This window comes from Bacillus sp. NPDC057893, from assembly GCF_042796455.1.
GTDB lineage: Bacteria > Bacillota > Bacilli > Bacillales > Bacillaceae_G > Bacillus_A.
In genome coordinates, this window is the sequence record NZ_JBHVNG010000004.1 from 337048 (window position 1) to 353354 (window position 16307).

Annotated in this window: 20 protein-coding genes and 1 pseudogene; 15 read left to right on the plus strand and 6 right to left on the minus strand. The window is 34.0% G+C overall.

Going from position 1 to position 16307, the window contains the following annotated elements:
- The first annotated feature begins 60 nt into the window (after positions 1 to 60).
- The 3 genes and pseudogenes from ACFVQC_RS20255 (at position 61) to ACFVQC_RS20265 (ending at position 2599) form a co-directional block, all read left to right on the plus strand.
- Positions 61 to 705: a formylglycine-generating enzyme family protein gene (locus ACFVQC_RS20255; protein ID WP_377892690.1), complete on the plus strand. Its 645-nt coding sequence runs from the start codon at positions 61 to 63 to the stop codon at positions 703 to 705.
- Between the two features lie 92 nt (positions 706 to 797).
- Positions 798 to 2000 carry a macrolide family glycosyltransferase gene (locus ACFVQC_RS20260; protein WP_377899050.1) on the plus strand — a complete coding sequence of 401 codons (1203 nt, stop codon included), beginning with the start codon at positions 798 to 800 and terminating at the stop codon, positions 1998 to 2000.
- A gap of 84 nt (positions 2001 to 2084) precedes the next feature.
- Positions 2085 to 2599: pseudogene (locus ACFVQC_RS20265) on the plus strand (phosphatase).
- Positions 2600 to 2655: 56 nt separating this feature from the next.
- On the opposite strand, the gene ACFVQC_RS20270 reads toward ACFVQC_RS20265, so the two are convergent.
- The 3 genes from ACFVQC_RS20270 to ACFVQC_RS20280 form a co-directional block, all read right to left on the minus strand.
- Entirely contained in the window at positions 2656 to 3090 is a 435-nt protein-coding gene (locus tag ACFVQC_RS20270; protein WP_377899051.1) for a GNAT family N-acetyltransferase, read from the minus strand.
- Positions 3091 to 3195: 105 nt separating this feature from the next.
- Positions 3196 to 3858 (minus strand): ribose 5-phosphate isomerase A, encoded by a 663-nt coding sequence (gene rpiA / locus ACFVQC_RS20275; RefSeq protein WP_377899053.1) that lies wholly within the window; start codon positions 3856 to 3858, stop codon positions 3196 to 3198.
- Positions 3859 to 3862: 4 nt separating this feature from the next.
- Positions 3863 to 4183: a 2Fe-2S iron-sulfur cluster-binding protein gene (locus tag ACFVQC_RS20280; RefSeq protein ID WP_002147392.1), complete on the minus strand. Its 321-nt coding sequence runs from the start codon at positions 4181 to 4183 to the stop codon at positions 3863 to 3865.
- A gap of 143 nt (positions 4184 to 4326) precedes the next feature.
- Between ACFVQC_RS20280 and ACFVQC_RS20285 the strand changes: the two genes are divergently transcribed.
- Both ACFVQC_RS20285 and clpP read left to right on the plus strand, forming a co-directional pair.
- The gene (locus ACFVQC_RS20285; RefSeq protein ID WP_377892643.1) at positions 4327 to 5013 is read left to right on the plus strand and encodes an RNA polymerase subunit sigma-70; all 687 of its coding nucleotides are present in this window, start codon (positions 4327 to 4329) and stop codon (positions 5011 to 5013) included.
- A gap of 20 nt (positions 5014 to 5033) precedes the next feature.
- Positions 5034 to 5615, plus strand: a complete 582-nt coding sequence (gene clpP, locus ACFVQC_RS20290) for an ATP-dependent Clp endopeptidase proteolytic subunit ClpP (RefSeq protein WP_002147396.1) — start codon at positions 5034 to 5036, stop codon at positions 5613 to 5615.
- A 46-nt stretch (positions 5616 to 5661) separates the two neighbouring features.
- Here the strand turns inward: clpP and ACFVQC_RS20295 are convergent, their stop codons facing one another.
- Positions 5662 to 6519, minus strand: a complete 858-nt coding sequence (locus tag ACFVQC_RS20295; protein WP_377865454.1) for a glycine betaine ABC transporter substrate-binding protein — start codon at positions 6517 to 6519, stop codon at positions 5662 to 5664.
- 171 nt (positions 6520 to 6690) lie between these two features.
- On the opposite strand from ACFVQC_RS20295, the gene ACFVQC_RS20300 reads away from it, so the two are divergent.
- Together ACFVQC_RS20300 and ACFVQC_RS20305 are read left to right on the plus strand one after the other, a co-directional pair.
- Complete coding sequence (locus ACFVQC_RS20300) at positions 6691 to 7896, plus strand: quaternary amine ABC transporter ATP-binding protein (protein ID WP_002147401.1); 1206 nt, start codon at positions 6691 to 6693, stop codon at positions 7894 to 7896.
- The gene (locus ACFVQC_RS20305) at positions 7889 to 8725 is read left to right on the plus strand and encodes an ABC transporter permease (protein WP_377892642.1); all 837 of its coding nucleotides are present in this window, start codon (positions 7889 to 7891) and stop codon (positions 8723 to 8725) included. The genes ACFVQC_RS20300 and ACFVQC_RS20305 overlap by 8 nt, the downstream gene beginning before the upstream one ends.
- A gap of 49 nt (positions 8726 to 8774) precedes the next feature.
- On the opposite strand, the gene ACFVQC_RS20310 is transcribed toward ACFVQC_RS20305, so the two are convergent.
- The gene (locus ACFVQC_RS20310) at positions 8775 to 9011 is read right to left on the minus strand and encodes a hypothetical protein (RefSeq protein WP_002147404.1); all 237 of its coding nucleotides are present in this window, start codon (positions 9009 to 9011) and stop codon (positions 8775 to 8777) included.
- Between the two features lie 195 nt (positions 9012 to 9206).
- On the opposite strand from ACFVQC_RS20310, the gene ACFVQC_RS20315 reads away from it, so the two are divergent.
- The 4 genes from ACFVQC_RS20315 (at position 9207) to ACFVQC_RS20330 (ending at position 11248) form a co-directional block, all read left to right on the plus strand.
- Positions 9207 to 9377: a glycine zipper domain-containing protein gene (locus ACFVQC_RS20315; RefSeq protein ID WP_377899054.1), complete on the plus strand. Its 171-nt coding sequence runs from the start codon at positions 9207 to 9209 to the stop codon at positions 9375 to 9377.
- A 97-nt stretch (positions 9378 to 9474) separates the two neighbouring features.
- Positions 9475 to 9966 carry an HIT family protein gene (locus ACFVQC_RS20320; protein WP_377899055.1) on the plus strand — a complete coding sequence of 164 codons (492 nt, stop codon included), beginning with the start codon at positions 9475 to 9477 and terminating at the stop codon, positions 9964 to 9966.
- Complete coding sequence (locus tag ACFVQC_RS20325) at positions 9950 to 10774, plus strand: PP2C family serine/threonine-protein phosphatase (protein WP_377899056.1); 825 nt, start codon at positions 9950 to 9952, stop codon at positions 10772 to 10774. The genes ACFVQC_RS20320 and ACFVQC_RS20325 overlap by 17 nt, the downstream gene beginning before the upstream one ends.
- 90 nt (positions 10775 to 10864) lie before the next feature.
- Positions 10865 to 11248: a DUF4181 domain-containing protein gene (locus ACFVQC_RS20330; RefSeq protein WP_377899057.1), complete on the plus strand. Its 384-nt coding sequence runs from the start codon at positions 10865 to 10867 to the stop codon at positions 11246 to 11248.
- A gap of 95 nt (positions 11249 to 11343) precedes the next feature.
- On the opposite strand, the gene ACFVQC_RS20335 is transcribed toward ACFVQC_RS20330, so the two are convergent.
- Positions 11344 to 12189, minus strand: coding sequence for an oxidoreductase (locus ACFVQC_RS20335; protein WP_377899058.1), 846 nt, complete (start codon positions 12187 to 12189; stop codon positions 11344 to 11346).
- 136 nt (positions 12190 to 12325) lie between these two features.
- Here ACFVQC_RS20335 and ACFVQC_RS20340 point away from each other — a divergent pair, with 136 nt between their 5' ends.
- The 4 genes from ACFVQC_RS20340 to acoA all read left to right on the plus strand — a co-directional run bounded on the left by ACFVQC_RS20340 (position 12326) and on the right by acoA (position 16294).
- Complete coding sequence (locus ACFVQC_RS20340) at positions 12326 to 13285, plus strand: helix-turn-helix domain-containing protein (RefSeq protein ID WP_377899059.1); 960 nt, start codon at positions 12326 to 12328, stop codon at positions 13283 to 13285.
- Between the two features lie 123 nt (positions 13286 to 13408).
- On the plus strand, positions 13409 to 14605 hold the full coding sequence (locus tag ACFVQC_RS20345) for an MFS transporter (protein ID WP_377899060.1): 1197 nt from the start codon (positions 13409 to 13411) through the stop codon (positions 14603 to 14605).
- A gap of 41 nt (positions 14606 to 14646) precedes the next feature.
- The gene (locus ACFVQC_RS20350) at positions 14647 to 15126 is read left to right on the plus strand and encodes a DinB family protein (protein WP_002085139.1); all 480 of its coding nucleotides are present in this window, start codon (positions 14647 to 14649) and stop codon (positions 15124 to 15126) included.
- Positions 15127 to 15295: 169 nt separating this feature from the next.
- Positions 15296 to 16294: an acetoin:2,6-dichlorophenolindophenol oxidoreductase subunit alpha gene (acoA, locus tag ACFVQC_RS20355; RefSeq protein ID WP_377899061.1), complete on the plus strand. Its 999-nt coding sequence runs from the start codon at positions 15296 to 15298 to the stop codon at positions 16292 to 16294.
- The last annotated feature ends 13 nt before the right edge of the window (positions 16295 to 16307 follow it).

The window sequence follows — 16307 nt, forward strand, 5'->3', positions numbered from 1 at the left end:
TGTTCCATTTTGAATGGAGGGGTAATATTGAATGAAATCATTCGCTCGACTGATTCTTATATGGTAAAAGTTCCAACAGGAGAGGTAGTATTAAGAGATGATCGAATAAAAAAAGAATGGAAAGTTCAAGTTAAACCGTTTCTTCTTGCGAAATATGCTGTAACGATGGGATTATATGATGCTATTACGAATAATACACCAAATATATTCAAAGATAATAATAAACCAGTTGTAAGTATCTCATGGAATGATGCGATTGTGTTTTGTAATTTAATTTCAAAAAAAGCGGGATTAAAAGAGTATTATTCTATTAGTGATAGCGGTCAAATTGTTAGTTGTAATTTAGATTCAAATGGCTACCGATTACCTTCTGAAGCAGAGTGGCAATATGCGTGTAAGGCAGGAACTACTGGATACATATATGGAGAGCTTAAAGAGATTGCTTGGTATAATGAAAACTCAGATGGACATATTCATGAGGTCGGTAAAAAAGAACCGAATGCATGGGGATTATATGATATGTTAGGGAACGTTTGGGAATGGTGTTATGATCTGTATGATGAAAAGGTGTATGGATCGTACCGAATTTTCCGGGGTGGTAGCTGGGCTGAAGGAGCGAGAGGTTGCGGCGCTACTTGTCGCCGCCGTAGCCATCCTACATTTCATATAGATGATCTTGGTTTTAGGCTTGCTAGGTCAATTTAGTAGTAAAATGATCCAAATAACAAAGCAAAGAGTATGGAGAGTATCCATACTCTTAACAACATAGAAATGATTTAACTTAAGGAGTGTTTATAATGGCTAGAGTTTTGTTCATTAATGCTGGATCAGAAGGTCATATTAATCCAACAATTAAAGTTGTAGAAGAACTTATTTCACGCGGGGAAGAGGTAGTTTATTTTTCAATAGAAGCTTTCAGGGAGCGTATTGAGAAGACAGGTGCTATTGTACGAACAATTGATGATCAAAAATTTTTACAAGCTTTTCTTTCCGGTGGCCGAAATTATTTACATGAAAGAATAAATGGTCTATTACATACAGCGGGTGTTGTAATACCTAGTGTTTTAGAACAAATTGAAGGAGAACATTTTGATTACATCATTCACGATTCTATGTTTGGCTGTGGACATCTAATTGCTCAAATTCTTAAGCTTCCAGCAATTAATTCGTGTACATCTTTTGCACAGGATGAAAAATCGTTTACAAGAATGTTAGAACATCTTTCGAAAAATATCCCAGAGGAATCTATTGAAAAAATAAAAAATGATTATCAAAACTTAACAATAGGAATTAAAGAAAAATATGGTGTTGAAATTAAATCTCCTTATGAAATTTTCTATAATCCTGCACCACTTACAATTGTTTATACAACTAGGGAGTTCCAACCTTTTGGAGAAAATTTTGATGAAACGTATAAATTTGTAGGACCATCTATTTCTACACAGTTAATAAAAGAAAACTTCGATTTTACTGCAATCGAAGGAAAAAGACCGATTTATATTTCACTAGGTACGGTTTTTAACGAGGCCATTACTTTCTATAAACTTTGTTTTAAAGCGTTTGAGAATACCGATTATACTATTGTTATGTCTATCGGTGAAAAGACTAAAATAAGTGATTTAGGTGAGATTCCTAAAAACTTCATTGTGAAAAATTATGTTCCACAAACTAAGGTGCTTACATATACAAAATTATTTATTACACACGGTGGGATGAACAGTACACATGAAGGACTTTATAATGGAGTGCCACTAATTGTAATTCCGCAAAGTGCGGATCAGCCAGTAATCGCAAGGCAAGTTGAGAATCTCGGAGCGGGAGTTACATTACAAATGCAAGGATTAACGGAGAGTCAACTACGTGAGAGTGTGGATCTTGTATTAAGAAAATCATCATTTAAAGAAGCTGCGTTGAATATGAAGGAATCTTTCCGGAAAACAGGTGGTTATAAGCAAGCAGTTGATGAAATTTTAAAATTTACAGGTCGGTATGAAATGTAATATTAAACTTAAAGTTATATTTGAGAACAGTGCCTATATTGCCTAATATAGGGGTTTTTCTGTTATATGAATTGAGGTAATTATGTGGAAAGAATGAAGGCACTAAAAGTGAATCTTGAGGATTTGAGAGAAATACCATTTTTCCAAGTACAAACAAATTACAGAATTAGGTTTGGTACAGAGTTGATTGAAAATAATCTGAAACTATTACGAGAAATATTGAGTGGAATATTTATAGAAAATGATAGAATCGATGTTTCATTTATTTCAGGTTATATAGCGTACGATAAAAGTAAGAGAACTTATGAAAAAACAAGAATAGGGAAGTTTGTTGAAATTAAAAATTGGGAAGAAACAAAAATAACAGAAGATGGTCTTGAAAGTACAGTAATTTTTACTACGATCAAAGGTGTATATAAAGATGAAGTATATAAGTATTGCAAGTATATAGTAAATGGTGGCCAGCAGGCATATATTTGTTATATATAAATTCAGATGTAATTGATATTATTTCAGTAGATGCAAGTTTAATAGGAAAATTAAAATTTCAATACAGAGAAGAATATGATAAGTTTTATGAAATAGAAGAATTAGAGTAGGCTACAGAAGGGTATTATATGAATCCATAATGCAGATTCATATAATACCCTTTTTATTACGACAATTCTTTAATCATAAGTATATGCGCAATTCGATCTTCCATAAATACATCAGAAGAAGTTTGATAGCCTAATTTTTCATAAAATCCTTCAGCTTGTGTTTGACCGTGTAGTTTCACTTCATTTGCTTCTTTGTTACGAGCAATTTCTTCTAATGCTTGGATTATTACTTTTCCTAATCCGTATTTGCGATAGTCTTTTAAAATGCAAATTCTTTCTAGTTTACCCATTCCGTCAACGAATCGTATACGGCCAGTTCCTACAGGAAGTTCATTATAATAAACTAAAATATGTTTACATTCTTCGCCAATTTGGTCGTATGTATCGAATTCATCTTCAAGAGGAACACCTTGTTCTTTTACAAATACTTCTTTTCGAATGTGAAAGGCAGTTTCTAAATCTGTAAGTTCTATTATGAGTTTTGATTGCAAATTGTTCAGCCCTTTCTAGTGTGATATGAATGTGTTTTCATAGTATATCATACTGTAATGCTATAAAAGAAAAAACTGACTTGAAAAAGTCAGCCTTTAAAATGATTAACATTCTTTTATACCGTTTTCTGTTCCGATGATCGCTTTGCTCGTCATATTGATAAATAATCCTGTTTCAACTACACCGGTAATCATCTTTAACTCTTTATTTGTATCATTTGGATTCAATATTTTGTTTGTAAAAATACAATCAATAATGAAATTACCGTTATCGGTTATAAATGGTCCACCATCTTTCATACGTAAACGTGTTTCGCATCCTATAGATTGAACTTTCTTTTCAGTTTGTTTCCAAGAGAAGGGGATGATTTCAATAGGAAGTGGAAAAGTGCCTAAATGTGAAACGATTTTGGATTCATCTGCAATAATTATAAGCTTTTCAGAGGAGGTAGCGACAATTTTTTCGCGAAGTAATGCACCACCGCCACCTTTTATTAATTGTAAATCATTATTGATTTCATCTGCACCATCGATTGTAAGATCGAGTATGTCGGTTTCATTTAAAGAGATTAAAGGAATAGCTAGTTGTTTTGCTAATACTTCAGTTTCTTTTGATGTCGGTACAGCTTGAATGGATAACCCTTCTTGCACACGTTCACCTAACTTTTGTATTGTCCAATATACAGTTGAACCCGTACCAAGTCCAACCTTCATTCCATCTTTTACAAAGTCAGCAGCATATTCACCGGCTAGCTGTTTTAAATTCATCCTTTTACTCCGCCGGACGTGGTCCAGCATCTAAACCGGAACTTTCAACTGTAAGTATTGGGCGCACAGTAATATCTTTATGTACACGCATTTGGCACGATAATCGTAAGTGGTCTTCAATTCCTTTTTCCGTAATAGCTTGTTTTTCATCATTTGTAGCTTCACAAAAATCACCTGCAATGACTTCAACTCTACAAGTTGTACATCTTGCTTTGCCACCGCAACGATGAAGAATGTGTACACCGTTATCTTCAAGTGCTAATACTAGTTTTGTCCCTTCTTCAACATCAAAAGTTCCAGTACCTTCAACTGTTAATTTTGGCAAATTGATTCCTCCTCATGTAAAATGCTATATAACATATTTATGACCCGTATTCATGAACATAAACATAAAATTAATTATAAGCCCCGTAACTTTTTTATTTGTTCAATCGTTTAATAAGTAAGCGCTGAAAAGGAGTGGTTATTTTGTGCACAAAAGTAACTCCAGTTTTAAAGGATCATATCGATATGAATCATTCAAATATAAATTTTTTAATTGAACATTATGCAGAGGTAAAAAGATACTGTACGTTTTTGACGAAAAACAAATGGGATGGGGAAGACCTTGCCCAAGAAGCAATTTGCAAAGTTCTTCAAAAGTATAGTGAGAAGGAAATTTGTATAACGCTTCTGTATAAAATTGCTCGAAATCAATGGTTAGATCAAATGAAATCAAAATCCGTTCAAGAAAAGTTAGAACAGCAAAATACATTTGAAGAACCACATGGGAAAATTGCAGATCTGCATGAAATGGTAGGGAAAGTATTGTCTTCGTTAAATGTGCAACAATCTGTAATTTTATTATTGAAAGATGTTTTTCAGTATAGTATCGCGGATATTGCTAAAGTATGTTCGGTATCAGAAGGTGCAGTGAAAGCATCGTTATTTAGGAGTAGAAATAGGCTGAAAACTGTAAGTGAAGAAGGCATTGAAATAGTGGAGTACACGGATGATGTTGAGATCGTTGTAACTTCTATTCGTGAAGAAAGACCTGAATTGTTGACGAAACTTCTCCCAACAATAGACTTTACTAAGTTACCATCAATACAACCGGTGTTATTATTCAGTATGAAAAAACCTTCTTCTTACAGTTGTATGCTTAGTGCGGCATAAAATAGATGGAGGGATTTAATATGAATGCAATTCCTTACGTAGTAGAACAAACGAAATTAGGAGAACGCTCCTATGATATATATTCAAGATTATTAAAAGACCGAATTATTATGATTGGTTCAGAAATTAACGATCAAGTTGCAAGCAGTGTAGTAGCACAATTATTATTTTTAGAAGCGGAAGATGCAGAAAAAGATATATTCCTGTATATCAATAGTCCGGGCGGTTCAACGACAGCGGGATTTGCAATATTAGATACGATGAACCTTATTAAACCAGATGTGCAAACACTTTGTATGGGTTTTGCGGCATCATTTGGTGCGCTTTTACTATTAGCTGGCGCAAAGGGAAAAAGATTTGCGCTCCCTAACAGTGAAATCATGATTCATCAACCTCTCGGCGGTGTAAAAGGGCAAGCAACGGAGATTGAAATTACTGCAAAAAGAATATTAAAGTTAAAACATGATATTAACAAAATCATATCTGATCGAACAGGGCAACCAGTAGAAAAGGTAGCTCATGATACAGAAAGAGATTATTTTATGACGGCAGTAGAAGCGAAGGAATATGGAATTGTTGATGCAGTTATTGAGAAAAAATAACATGAAACAGGCTAGAGAATATGATAAATTCCCTAGCCTGTTTTTGTCATTCTTTTACCCATTCATCAACTAAAGCTTGATTTTTTTTAATCCATTTTCGCGCGGCTTCTTCCGGATCTTTCGTTTTATTTAGCATGACCATTAAAGTACCTAGTTGTTCATCGTTCATTTTCCATTGATCAAAGTATTTTACAATATCCGGATGATCTTTTTCGAAACCTTTACGAACTGAGTAATAAATGTCATCTTTTTCACCATATACTTTCTTAGGGTCTTTTAAATATTTTAAGTCAAATTCTGAAAATCCCCAATGCGGATTCCAAAGCGTAACAGCGATTGGTTTCTTTTTCGTATACGCCTTCTTTAGTTCGCTCATCATCGCAGCTTCTGAAGATTGGACAAGTTTTAATTTTATATCATATGCCTTCATTGCTTTATCCGTTAAATTCATAAGGCTACTACCTGGTTCAATCCCAACAATTTTATTATCTAGCTCATCTTTATGTGCGTTTAAATCTTCTATGCTGTTTATGTTTTTCATATAAGAAGGGACGACTAAACCTAGTCCAGTGCCTTCATACCATTTTGATTTTAAGACAATATCATCTTTATAACGAGCATTTAGCGGTTTATCCGTAACAGGCAGCCATACTTCTAAATTTGCATCGACATCACCACGAGCAACACCAGTCCAAATCGCAGCTTTTTCTAAATACATGAGCTCAACTTTATAGCCTTTTTCTTCTAATAAAACTTTCCACATGTTTGCAGTTGCAATATTTTCTTTCCAACTTGTTACACCAAGTTTAATTTTCCCTTTCGAATTTGCATTTGTTGCATTACATGAAGTGAAAATCATAGTAATAAATAATGCAAGGCATATAAGCCATATTTTCTTTCTCATTGAAACCCTCCTAAGAAACGTTTGCCTCTTTAAATAAATGTATAAGTAAGCATTCTTATTATGAACGGAAACGAAAATTTTAAAGAAAGCTTATGAATGTCATTTTTATGTAATATTTCTTTGTAAAATCGCAACACTATGTAAATAGATGGGTAGAAAAGGAGTAGTGACATGGATAATACAAAGGTACGTGTTGAAAATGTAACAAAAGTATTTGGGAAACATCCGCAAAGAGCGCTTACCTTATTAAAAGAAGGAAAAAGCAAATCCGAAATTTTAAAAGAGACAGGAATGAACGTTGGTGTGAAAAAGGCAACGTTTGAAGTATACACCGGAGAAATTTTCGTTATTATGGGTTTATCCGGTAGCGGGAAATCAACGCTAGTTCGAATGCTAAATCAATTAATCAAACCGACAGCGGGGCATATATACATAGATGGTGAAGACATCGCAACGATGGGAAAAGAAGAGTTACGAAGAGTGAGAAGAACGAAGATGAGCATGGTGTTTCAAAAATTCGCTTTATTTCCGCACCGTACAGTGATACAAAACGTTGCGTACGGGTTAGAAATTCAAGGAGTTCCAGTAGAGGAACGAGAAAATAAGGCGTTAGAATCGCTACAGTTAGTAGGGCTAGATCATCATAAAGATAATTACCCAAGTCAACTTAGTGGTGGTATGCAGCAGCGTGTTGGAATCGCAAGGGCACTAACGAATAATCCAGATGTATTACTAATGGACGAGTCATTTAGTGCATTAGATCCATTAATTCGAAAAGAGATGCAAGATGAATTGTTAGAGCTACAAGATAAAATGGAAAAAACAATTATATTTATTACACACGATTTAGATGAAGCGCTTCGCATTGGAGATCGTATCGCATTAATGAAAGATGGAGAAATCGTTCAAATTGGAACGCCGGAAGAAATTATGATGAGCCCTGCCAATGAATTTGTAGAGAAGTTCGTGGCGGACGTGAATTTAGGAAAAGTAATTACGGCGGAATCTATATTAAAACGACCGGAGACTTTATTAATTGACCGTGGACCTCGTGTCGCACTTCAAATTATGAGGAATGCGGGTGTTTCTACAGTATATGTTGTAAACAAAAAGTATGAGTTCTTAGGTATATTAACCGCAGATGATGCGAGTAAAGCAATGCAAAAACAGTGGCCAATTGCTGATTTATTACTTAACGATATTCCGCACGTTTATTTAGATACTTTACTTGAGGAAACGTATGCAAAAATGGCGGAGATGAAATATCCGTTACCAGTAATTGATGAGAAGAAAAGGCTAAGAGGAATTATTAAACGTGAAAGTGTCATTCAAGCTCTTGCAGGTAACATTGAGGAAGAGGTGAAAGACGATGAATAGTATACCGCGTATTCCATTAGGGGAATGGGTTGATTCATTTGTTGCGAGTTTATATGAGCACTTTGAAGGCTTGTTCCGAGGATTTTCTTATATTATCGGTGGATTCGTTGATTTACTCACTAATTTTTTAATAATAATACCAGCCATATTGATGATTATTATCCTATGCTTCCTCATTTGGTACACAACGAGGAAATTATCTTTAGTCATTTTTACGCTCATTGGATTATTATTTATTTTAAATATTAACTACTGGGCACAAACGATGCAAACATTAGCACTCGTACTTACGTCTGTTATTATTTCAATTATTGTCGGAATTCCAATTGGCATTTTAGCATCTCAAAATGAACGTTTCTCAAAATTTTCAAAACCGACATTAGATTTTATGCAAACAATGCCAGCATTCGTTTATTTAATACCAGCCATTACGTTTTTTGGTGTAGGAGTTGTTCCTGGTATTATTGCTTCCGTTATTTTTGCTATGCCGCCGACAATTCGCTTTACAGACCTAGGGATTAGACAAGTTCCAGAAGATTTAATTGAAGCAGCGAATGCATTTGGATCCACAGCATCACAAAAACTATTTAAAGTACAATTACCGCTGGCAACCGGAACGATTATGGCTGGCGTGAACCAAAGTATTATGCTTTCGTTATCAATGGTTGTAACGGCTTCACTTGTAGGGGCACCAGGACTTGGAGTTGATGTATACCGCTCCGTCACACAAGTAAATATCGGAATGGGATTTGAAGCGGGACTAGCCATTGTTGTCATTGCGATTATATTGGACCGCATTACACAAGGATTTCATCAAAAAAGAAGATAACAAAAAAACACACTTTAGTATACAAAGTGTGTTTTTTTGTTTGAAAAGATCACATACGTACAATAACAGAACCGCCAGCTGGTGCACAAACTTGGTTTTGCTGTTGTTCCATTGATTTAATTAAATGATTATTTTCTTCTATTAATGAGATTAATTTCGCTAATTGGCTTTCAAGACTTGCGATACGCTGCATCATATATTGTGAATCATGATGCAGTGTATTCCTTACGGGATGGGGGGAATAAACATATTGTTGATTTATATTTGGATTCCAATGAGGATGCATTTGAATCGTTCCTCCTTAAATAAATTACTGATCTTTCTTATAGTAAATGCCTATGTATAATTAATGGTTACTTGAAATTTTTTCATTATAAAAGGAGTATGTACAGAAAATGGAAAATGTTATATGTAAAGTTAAAGTACATTTTTTGGAAATATTCAAATGAGATAGTGAATGTATGTAATTTAGGGAGAAATGATGAGAGGAGATGCAATTTTGGCTAAAAATAAAAAAAGAAATGATGCTTTGGCAATAGGTGTCGGTATAGGGATTGTAATCGGTGTATTTCAGGGGTATTTTACAAAAAATTTAGTAATCGGAATTGTGATTGGGATCATAATTCCGATTGCATTTTTGAAGAAAGAATGAGGTGTAAATTTATTTCAAAAATTGCCGTATTAAAAGAAAGAATTTTCGGAATACAAATCCTGTTTTTCCTTTTTTTATGATATTATAAATAAAAAGGATGGTGATGGATATGTCAACTAACAATCAAGTAGAACAAAATTGCTTTATTTGCGAAAAACATAGAGGAAACATTACAGTTCCAGGTGGAGCTATTTACGAAGATGAACTCATTTACGTTGGACATGTCCATTGGGATGCAGAAGAAACATATCTTGGTTATGTAATGATTGATATAAAGAGACATGTACCTGGTCTTGCTGAATTAAATGAAGATGAGGCAAAGGCATTCGGACTTATATCAAGTAGAATAAGTAAAGCGCTAAAAGAAAGCGAAGGTGCAGAACATATTTATACTTTCGTTTCAGGTAATGGTGTACCACATATGCATATGCACATTATACCGCGTTATCCAAATACACCCAAAGAGTTTTGGTCACCGACTGAAATAGCAAATTGGACTGGTGCACCCTATGGAGATTCAGAGAAAATAAAAAAACTATGCGAAAGAATACGAAAGTATATGGTGAATGAGTATGCATACAACAAATAATACACAATATTCATGGGTTGGAAGTAGAGAAATGTGTTTAGACGAAGTTTCAGTCAAGCAATATGGTGATATTGTACTTGGTAAATACGGCGGAAATATAAGTGCCGGAGCAAAAAAGAATGAAGACGGTGCGTTAGTTTGGTCAAATGATGATTGGGAATTTGCAGCTATTTTAGACGGGCATAATAGCGCAGAAAGTGTTGGTTTAGTAGTACATACAATCGAAAAAGAATATGAAAATATAAAGATAATGATGAATGAACCAATTGAAACAGTATTTCGATCAGTTGAAAATCATATACTTACAATTTTTCAATCTTCCTCATTTAAAGAAAAGTGCCAAAAGGTTAAAGGTGAAACAGCTTGCTTAATATGTGTAAGAAAAGAAAATTACATATGGTGGCTATCTATTGGAGACTGTCTAGTTTATGTATTTCATGATGAATTACATAAATTAGGGCAATACGCACTAAATCAACGTCATTTTTATGAATGGATTGGTAATGTAAATACATTTGATTTATCTATTCCATGCTATTCATCAGGAATTCGTGAATTACGTACTGAAAAGAATCTAATTGTAATGGTGACAGATGGTGTATTGGAATGTGGGGAACGACGATATGAAACACCTGTAAATGTGTATAATGCTATGAATAGAAATGATAAAACACTTAAAGAAAATATTCACAATGTTTTAGAACACGTGCATCATCAGTTGGGACGTGATAGTGCGACAATTATTAGTTGGGACGTTGAAAATAAAAGGAATGCTACGTATCCGAGTGATCAGCCTGAGAAAAGGTAAAGGAGGAGTCCTTTCTGCTTCTTTTGAAAAAAATTGTCTTATCGTCCACTTTATTTTAAATAATTCAATGAAGTAATAGGGGGAATGGAAATGAGAACCTATACGTTTTGGATTATAATTTTTGTTTTTTGTATAGCTGTCTATTTTTTTGATAAGTTTTTAAGAAAAAAATTGAATATGCCAAAGAGAGGTTTTTGGGGATATAATAAACATGTAAATAGTTTACATAAAAAATTGGAAATAGGACTACTTTTTATTTATTTAATAACTAGTTTTATTTTTATCTTTAAATTCGAAAGTGTTAATATTGCTTATGTCATTTTCACTTATTTAGGGGGTACGTTAATCTTAAGAGCATTGATGGAATGGAAGTATGATAGAGAATCGAAAGAATATATATTTTCGATAATCGGGGTATTCACGTTTATTTTTATGACTTCAATACTATTTTACTTCTTTCCATCTGCTGCATAATAAAAATGATTATTGATGGTACAAATAATGAAATCATGAGGTAAATAATAACCATTTATCTGTTCGATGATAAATGGTTATTATTTACGTTAAAGTTACATCTTCTTAAAACTCTTCAAAACAAGAAACTCCCACAATCTCCACGGAAGAATTTTCTTCGCAAAGATCATAAATTTGACACCTTTTCCAATTGGATACCGTAATGTAGTACGTTTCGCTTCGGCAATCTCAACGATTTTATTGGCAATATCTATCGGATTACCAAATGTATCGCTACCGCTATTAATATGTTTTTGTATTTTATCCATATATTCTTTGTAAGGAGAGGTAGTATCAGATTTGTTTTCAGCTAGTTGTTTACCAACTTCCCATATGTTCGTGTTATAAGAACCTGGTTCAATTAAGGCAACGTCTATTCCAAAAGGTTTTACTTCTAAGCGAAGTGATTCACTCCAGCCCTCTAATGCATATTTTGAAGAAACGTAAGGGGATAGACCAGGGAATCCAACTTGGCCACTAATGCTGCTTATATTAATGATTTTTCCACTTTTCTGCTCTCTCATATATGGTAAGACAAGTTGAGTGATTGATATAGCTCCGAAAAGATTCGTTTCAAATTGTTTACGGTATTCCTCTACTGGAATTTCTTCTACAAAACCACCGTTTGCATATCCAGCATTGTTGATGAGAAGGTCTACTCTGTTTATTTCTTCTAAAAATAATTGGAAGCTATGTATAGAACTCTGGTCTGTTACATCTAATTGTTGCACTTTAATATTTTGTTGTAAGTTAATTTTAGTAGCTTGAGATATTAAGTCTACTTGTTTTTCAAGATTTCGCATTGTAGCAATGACAAAATAGTCTTTTTTTGCAAGCTCAAGTGTCGTTAAAAATCCGAATCCACTTGATGCTCCTGTAATAATCGCGATTTTTTTATTCATTGTTCGCTCGCTTTCTTTTTCTTTTATCATAACGAGTTATAAAGAGAAAATCTATTTATTGTATAAAGATATTTGATATAATTGAAAATAATTATCAATTAAATTTTGATTTTCACATAAAAGGAGTGTGGGTTTCATGGAGACTAACGGTTTTCATGATATTTTTCATAAATATTTTTATGGTTTACAAGTTGTAGAGGAAAGACATATGAATGTTCCAAAAACAATAGGTATGGGTGAAATACGAAGATGGACTTCATTTTCAGGTATGGAAATTGTGTTATCAAATTATCAATTTCATAATAACCATCGCATCCAGTTTGCATCTGATGCAGCAATGGTGGAGCTTAATTTTTGTTTACAAGGGTTCGGAGGAGTGCAAGTTGGTCATTCTTCGTATGAATTAATGACTGGAAATAGCTATTTATATTTTATGAATGATTTTGATGTAGTATTTGAATATGAAAAAGAAACGCCTCTATATTCATTAGCGATTGGGATTCCTGTACAATTGTTTAATCATTTCATGATGAATAATGCTATTGAAAAAAGTCTTGATTTTCATTCTATATTAGGAAATCAATCTTTTAAAAAATTTCAAAATCCAATTGATTCTATAACATCTAATCTTATTAAGAGAATGATAGAGCATCCCCCAAAGGATCGTATTAGTCAACTAGAATTAGAAAGTAAAGCGCTCGAATTGCTTTCTATACATTTGGGGAGAGTGTTGCTTAGTGATTGTGACGCAAATAAAAGGAGTCAATTATCAAAACAGGATTTGAATAAAATAAAACAGGCTGAAGAAATTTTACTTCAACGAATGGAATCACCCCCATCATTATTAGAATTAGCTAAAATAGTAGAGTTAAATGATTATAAATTAAAAATTGGGTTTAAAGAATTATTTGGGATGTCCACATTTGCATATTTACGAGAAAAGCGTATGGAACATGCGATAGATTTACTGCGTTCGGGAAATAGTAATGTGACCGAAACGGCATTTGCAGTTGGATACAATAATGTCAGTCATTTTTCAGAGTTATTTCGTAAAAAGTATGGAATGAATCCATCAGAACTTTTACGTATTTATTAACGTAAAACAGGAATAATCCGCTATACCGTAAATTCCTCCGTCATTTGGTAGTTGCTTTTTGTAATGGTCATTATAATTATAAACAACATCCAATTGGAAATAACTTTTTATGGAGGAATTTAAATGAAAGAACGGAATGAAAGTCATTTTTGGATATTTGTATTAACAGGAATGTTTCTTATTATAACAACGACCGGATTTGCTCGTATGGCATATGGAATTATATTTCCATTTATGCAAGAAGGACTCCATTTATCTACAGCTCAAGCAGGTATGTTAGGAACTATACTCTTTTTAGGGTATTTATTAACAGTCGGAACATCTGGAATACTTACTATCCGTTTTGGAGCAAAATCAGTTTTATTAATAGGAAGTTGGCTCGTCGTTATAAGTTTAATAGGATTAGCATTTGTTTCCTCATTTTGGATAGCCTCTATTTGTATGTTATGTGCTGGGGCTGGTAGTGCCCTTGTATATACACCACTTATGTCAATGACAGTAGGATGGTTTCCAGATAAAAGAGGAACCGTAATGGGGATTTTATTGAGCGGTGCTGGCATAGGCATGTTATTTAGTGGAATAATTGTTCCTTATGTAGTACGTATATTTCCAGATTATAGTTGGCGTGGTGCATGGTTTTTGTTTGGTATTATTACATGTATCGTTGTATTCGTCACTTCAATTGTTTTGAAAAATCCAGAAGTTACTGAAGATGAGGGGGAAAGGAATAATAAGTCGTTTTTATGGAAAACGAAAGAGCTATACATCATTGCATGGATGTATTTTATTGTGGGCGTTGTTTATTTAATTCCAAATTTATATCAAACTAGTTTTATGATTAATAATGGTATTGCGGCATCAATTTCGGGAACTGTTTATGCGATTGCAGGAATGTTTTCAATCATAGGAGCTCCTGTCTGGGGATTGATTTCGGATCGGATTGGTATAAAGAAGACCTTATGTATTGCACTTTTATTAGCTGTAATAGGTGATATGATTCCAATTATATTTGGACATATCATTGGCTTTATCATATCGGCAATTATTTGGGGTTCCAGCCTCGGAGGTATCCTTTTATTAATTCAAGTTGCGGCATCAAAGCAAGTATCTCCGAAATATGTCTCAATGGCAATTAGTTTTATATCCGTTTTCTATGCAGTTGGTCAAATGATTGGACCAGGACTTGCAGGATGGATTATCGGGGAAAGTGGTTATACAACAGCTTATGGATTAGGTGCTTTCGGTTTCTTTATGTGCATATGTTTGGGATTAAGGCTAAAAAGAGGGGATCTGGCAAACTCAGCGTATATAGAGAAGTGAGTATTGTCTTGAAATGAATCTTTTTAACGGGGGGAAGCAAAGTGTTCCATGTTAAAGACGTATTAGCAGATCAGTTATTAGCAAATGCGAATGATCCCAGTTGGTATATTCCATTTTCAGATGCAGTTAAGGATTTATCTGAGAGAGAAGCTTTTTGGAAACCGAATGAAGAGTGTAATAGTATAGCTGAAATTGTACAACATTTACTGTATTGGAATACAACGTGGCAAACTAGGTACAAAGAATCAAATGTTAATGCTGTGCCCGCTATTGGTGATAATAACAAAAGTTTTATGCTATCAGATAATCAAACATTTGAAGAGTTAAGAGAAAAACTATTAGAGAAACTGTTACAATGGCAAAGTCTCATAAATGAAGACAAGGTTGAAAGTGATGTAATTGGATTTCCTGTATCTGCGAAGTGGTGGGAAGTATTAGCTAATGTAACGACTCATAACGCGTATCACATTGGTCAAATTATTTACATTCGGAAATTACAGAAGAGTTTTGATAATGAATAAGATAATAATTCTCAAATTAGGTGAACAAAAGTGGACAAAACGAGACAGATGTCTCATTTTGTCCACTTTTTTATTATGAAAGAAAAGAGAAAACCTATTAAATCAGGGATTAGAATTTGGCACAGTACTTGCAATATAAAAGATGAACAAGAAAATAGGAGGGCTGGACATGTTAAAAACAACTGAAAGTAAAGGGAATGAAATTACGAAAGAACAAGCTCGTTGGATGTATGAAAAAATGTTAGAGATTCGTAAGTTTGAAGACAAGGTGCATGAATTGTTAGCGCAAGGCGTTCTGCCAGGTTTCGTTCATTTATACGCTGGTGAAGAAGCAGTAGCAGTTGGTGTATGTGCCCACTTAACAGATAGTGACAGTATTACAAGTACGCATAGAGGTCACGGCCATTGTATCGCAAAAGGTTGTGATTTAAATGGCATGATGGCCGAACTTTTTGGGAAAGCGACAGGGTTATGTAAAGGTAAAGGTGGTTCAATGCATATTGCCGATTTAGATAAAGGAATGCTTGGTGCGAATGGGATTGTAGGCGGAGGTTTTCCACTTGCTTGCGGTTCAGCATTAACAGCTAAATATAAAGGAACGAAAGATGTAAGTGTTTGCTTCTTCGGTGACGGAGCAAATAATGAAGGAACATTCCATGAAGGGGTTAATTTAGCAGCGATTTGGAAGTTACCAGTTATTTTTATCGCAGAAAATAACGGTTACGGTGAAGCAACAACATTTGAATATGCGTCAAGTTGTGATTCCATTGCAGATCGAGCGAAAGCTTACAATATTCCAGGTGTTCAAGTAGATGGAAAAGATTTACTTGCAGTGTATAAAGCGGCGGAAGAAGCAGTAGAACGTGCGCGTAATGGCGGTGGTCCAACAATAATTGAATGTATGACATATCGTAATTACGGTCATTTCGAAGGTGAAGCGCAAACGTATAAAACTTCAGAAGAAAAAGAAGAACATTTAAATGAAAAAGATGCGATTGTGAATTTCCGTAAGCATTTAATTCATGAAGCTTTATTAACAGAATCTGAACTTGTGGATATGGAAAAGGCAGTAGATGAAGCAGTGCAACAATCAATTGAATTTAGTGAAAATAGTCCATATCCGGAAGATGAAGAATTATTAAAAGATGTATACGTTTCTTACAAATAAGAGGAGGGTGAAA

Bases quoted from the DNA above. Each gene is read 5' to 3' on its own strand.
- ACFVQC_RS20330 (WP_377899057.1), top strand. From the start codon at position 10,865: ATGAGAACCTATACGTTTTGGATTATAATTTTTGTTTTTTGTATAGCT.
- ACFVQC_RS20335 (WP_377899058.1), bottom strand. From the start codon at position 12,189: ATGAATAAAAAAATCGCGATTATTACAGGAGCATCAAGTGGATTCGGA.
- ACFVQC_RS20255 (WP_377892690.1), top strand. From the start codon at position 61: ATGGTAAAAGTTCCAACAGGAGAGGTAGTATTAAGAGATGATCGAATA.
- ACFVQC_RS20300 (WP_002147401.1), top strand. From the start codon at position 6,691: ATGGATAATACAAAGGTACGTGTTGAAAATGTAACAAAAGTATTTGGG.
- ACFVQC_RS20345 (WP_377899060.1), top strand. From the start codon at position 13,409: ATGAAAGAACGGAATGAAAGTCATTTTTGGATATTTGTATTAACAGGA.
- acoA (WP_377899061.1), top strand. From the start codon at position 15,296: ATGTTAAAAACAACTGAAAGTAAAGGGAATGAAATTACGAAAGAACAA.
- ACFVQC_RS20295 (WP_377865454.1), bottom strand. From the start codon at position 6,519: ATGAGAAAGAAAATATGGCTTATATGCCTTGCATTATTTATTACTATG.
- ACFVQC_RS20315 (WP_377899054.1), top strand. From the start codon at position 9,207: ATGAGAGGAGATGCAATTTTGGCTAAAAATAAAAAAAGAAATGATGCT.
- clpP (WP_002147396.1), top strand. From the start codon at position 5,034: ATGAATGCAATTCCTTACGTAGTAGAACAAACGAAATTAGGAGAACGC.
- rpiA (WP_377899053.1), bottom strand. From the start codon at position 3,858: ATGAATTTAAAACAGCTAGCCGGTGAATATGCTGCTGACTTTGTAAAA.
- ACFVQC_RS20305 (WP_377892642.1), top strand. From the start codon at position 7,889: ATGAATAGTATACCGCGTATTCCATTAGGGGAATGGGTTGATTCATTT.
- ACFVQC_RS20260 (WP_377899050.1), top strand. From the start codon at position 798: ATGGCTAGAGTTTTGTTCATTAATGCTGGATCAGAAGGTCATATTAAT.
- ACFVQC_RS20340 (WP_377899059.1), top strand. From the start codon at position 12,326: ATGGAGACTAACGGTTTTCATGATATTTTTCATAAATATTTTTATGGT.
- ACFVQC_RS20320 (WP_377899055.1), top strand. From the start codon at position 9,475: ATGGTGATGGATATGTCAACTAACAATCAAGTAGAACAAAATTGCTTT.
- ACFVQC_RS20310 (WP_002147404.1), bottom strand. From the start codon at position 9,011: ATGCATCCTCATTGGAATCCAAATATAAATCAACAATATGTTTATTCC.
- ACFVQC_RS20325 (WP_377899056.1), top strand. From the start codon at position 9,950: ATGCATACAACAAATAATACACAATATTCATGGGTTGGAAGTAGAGAA.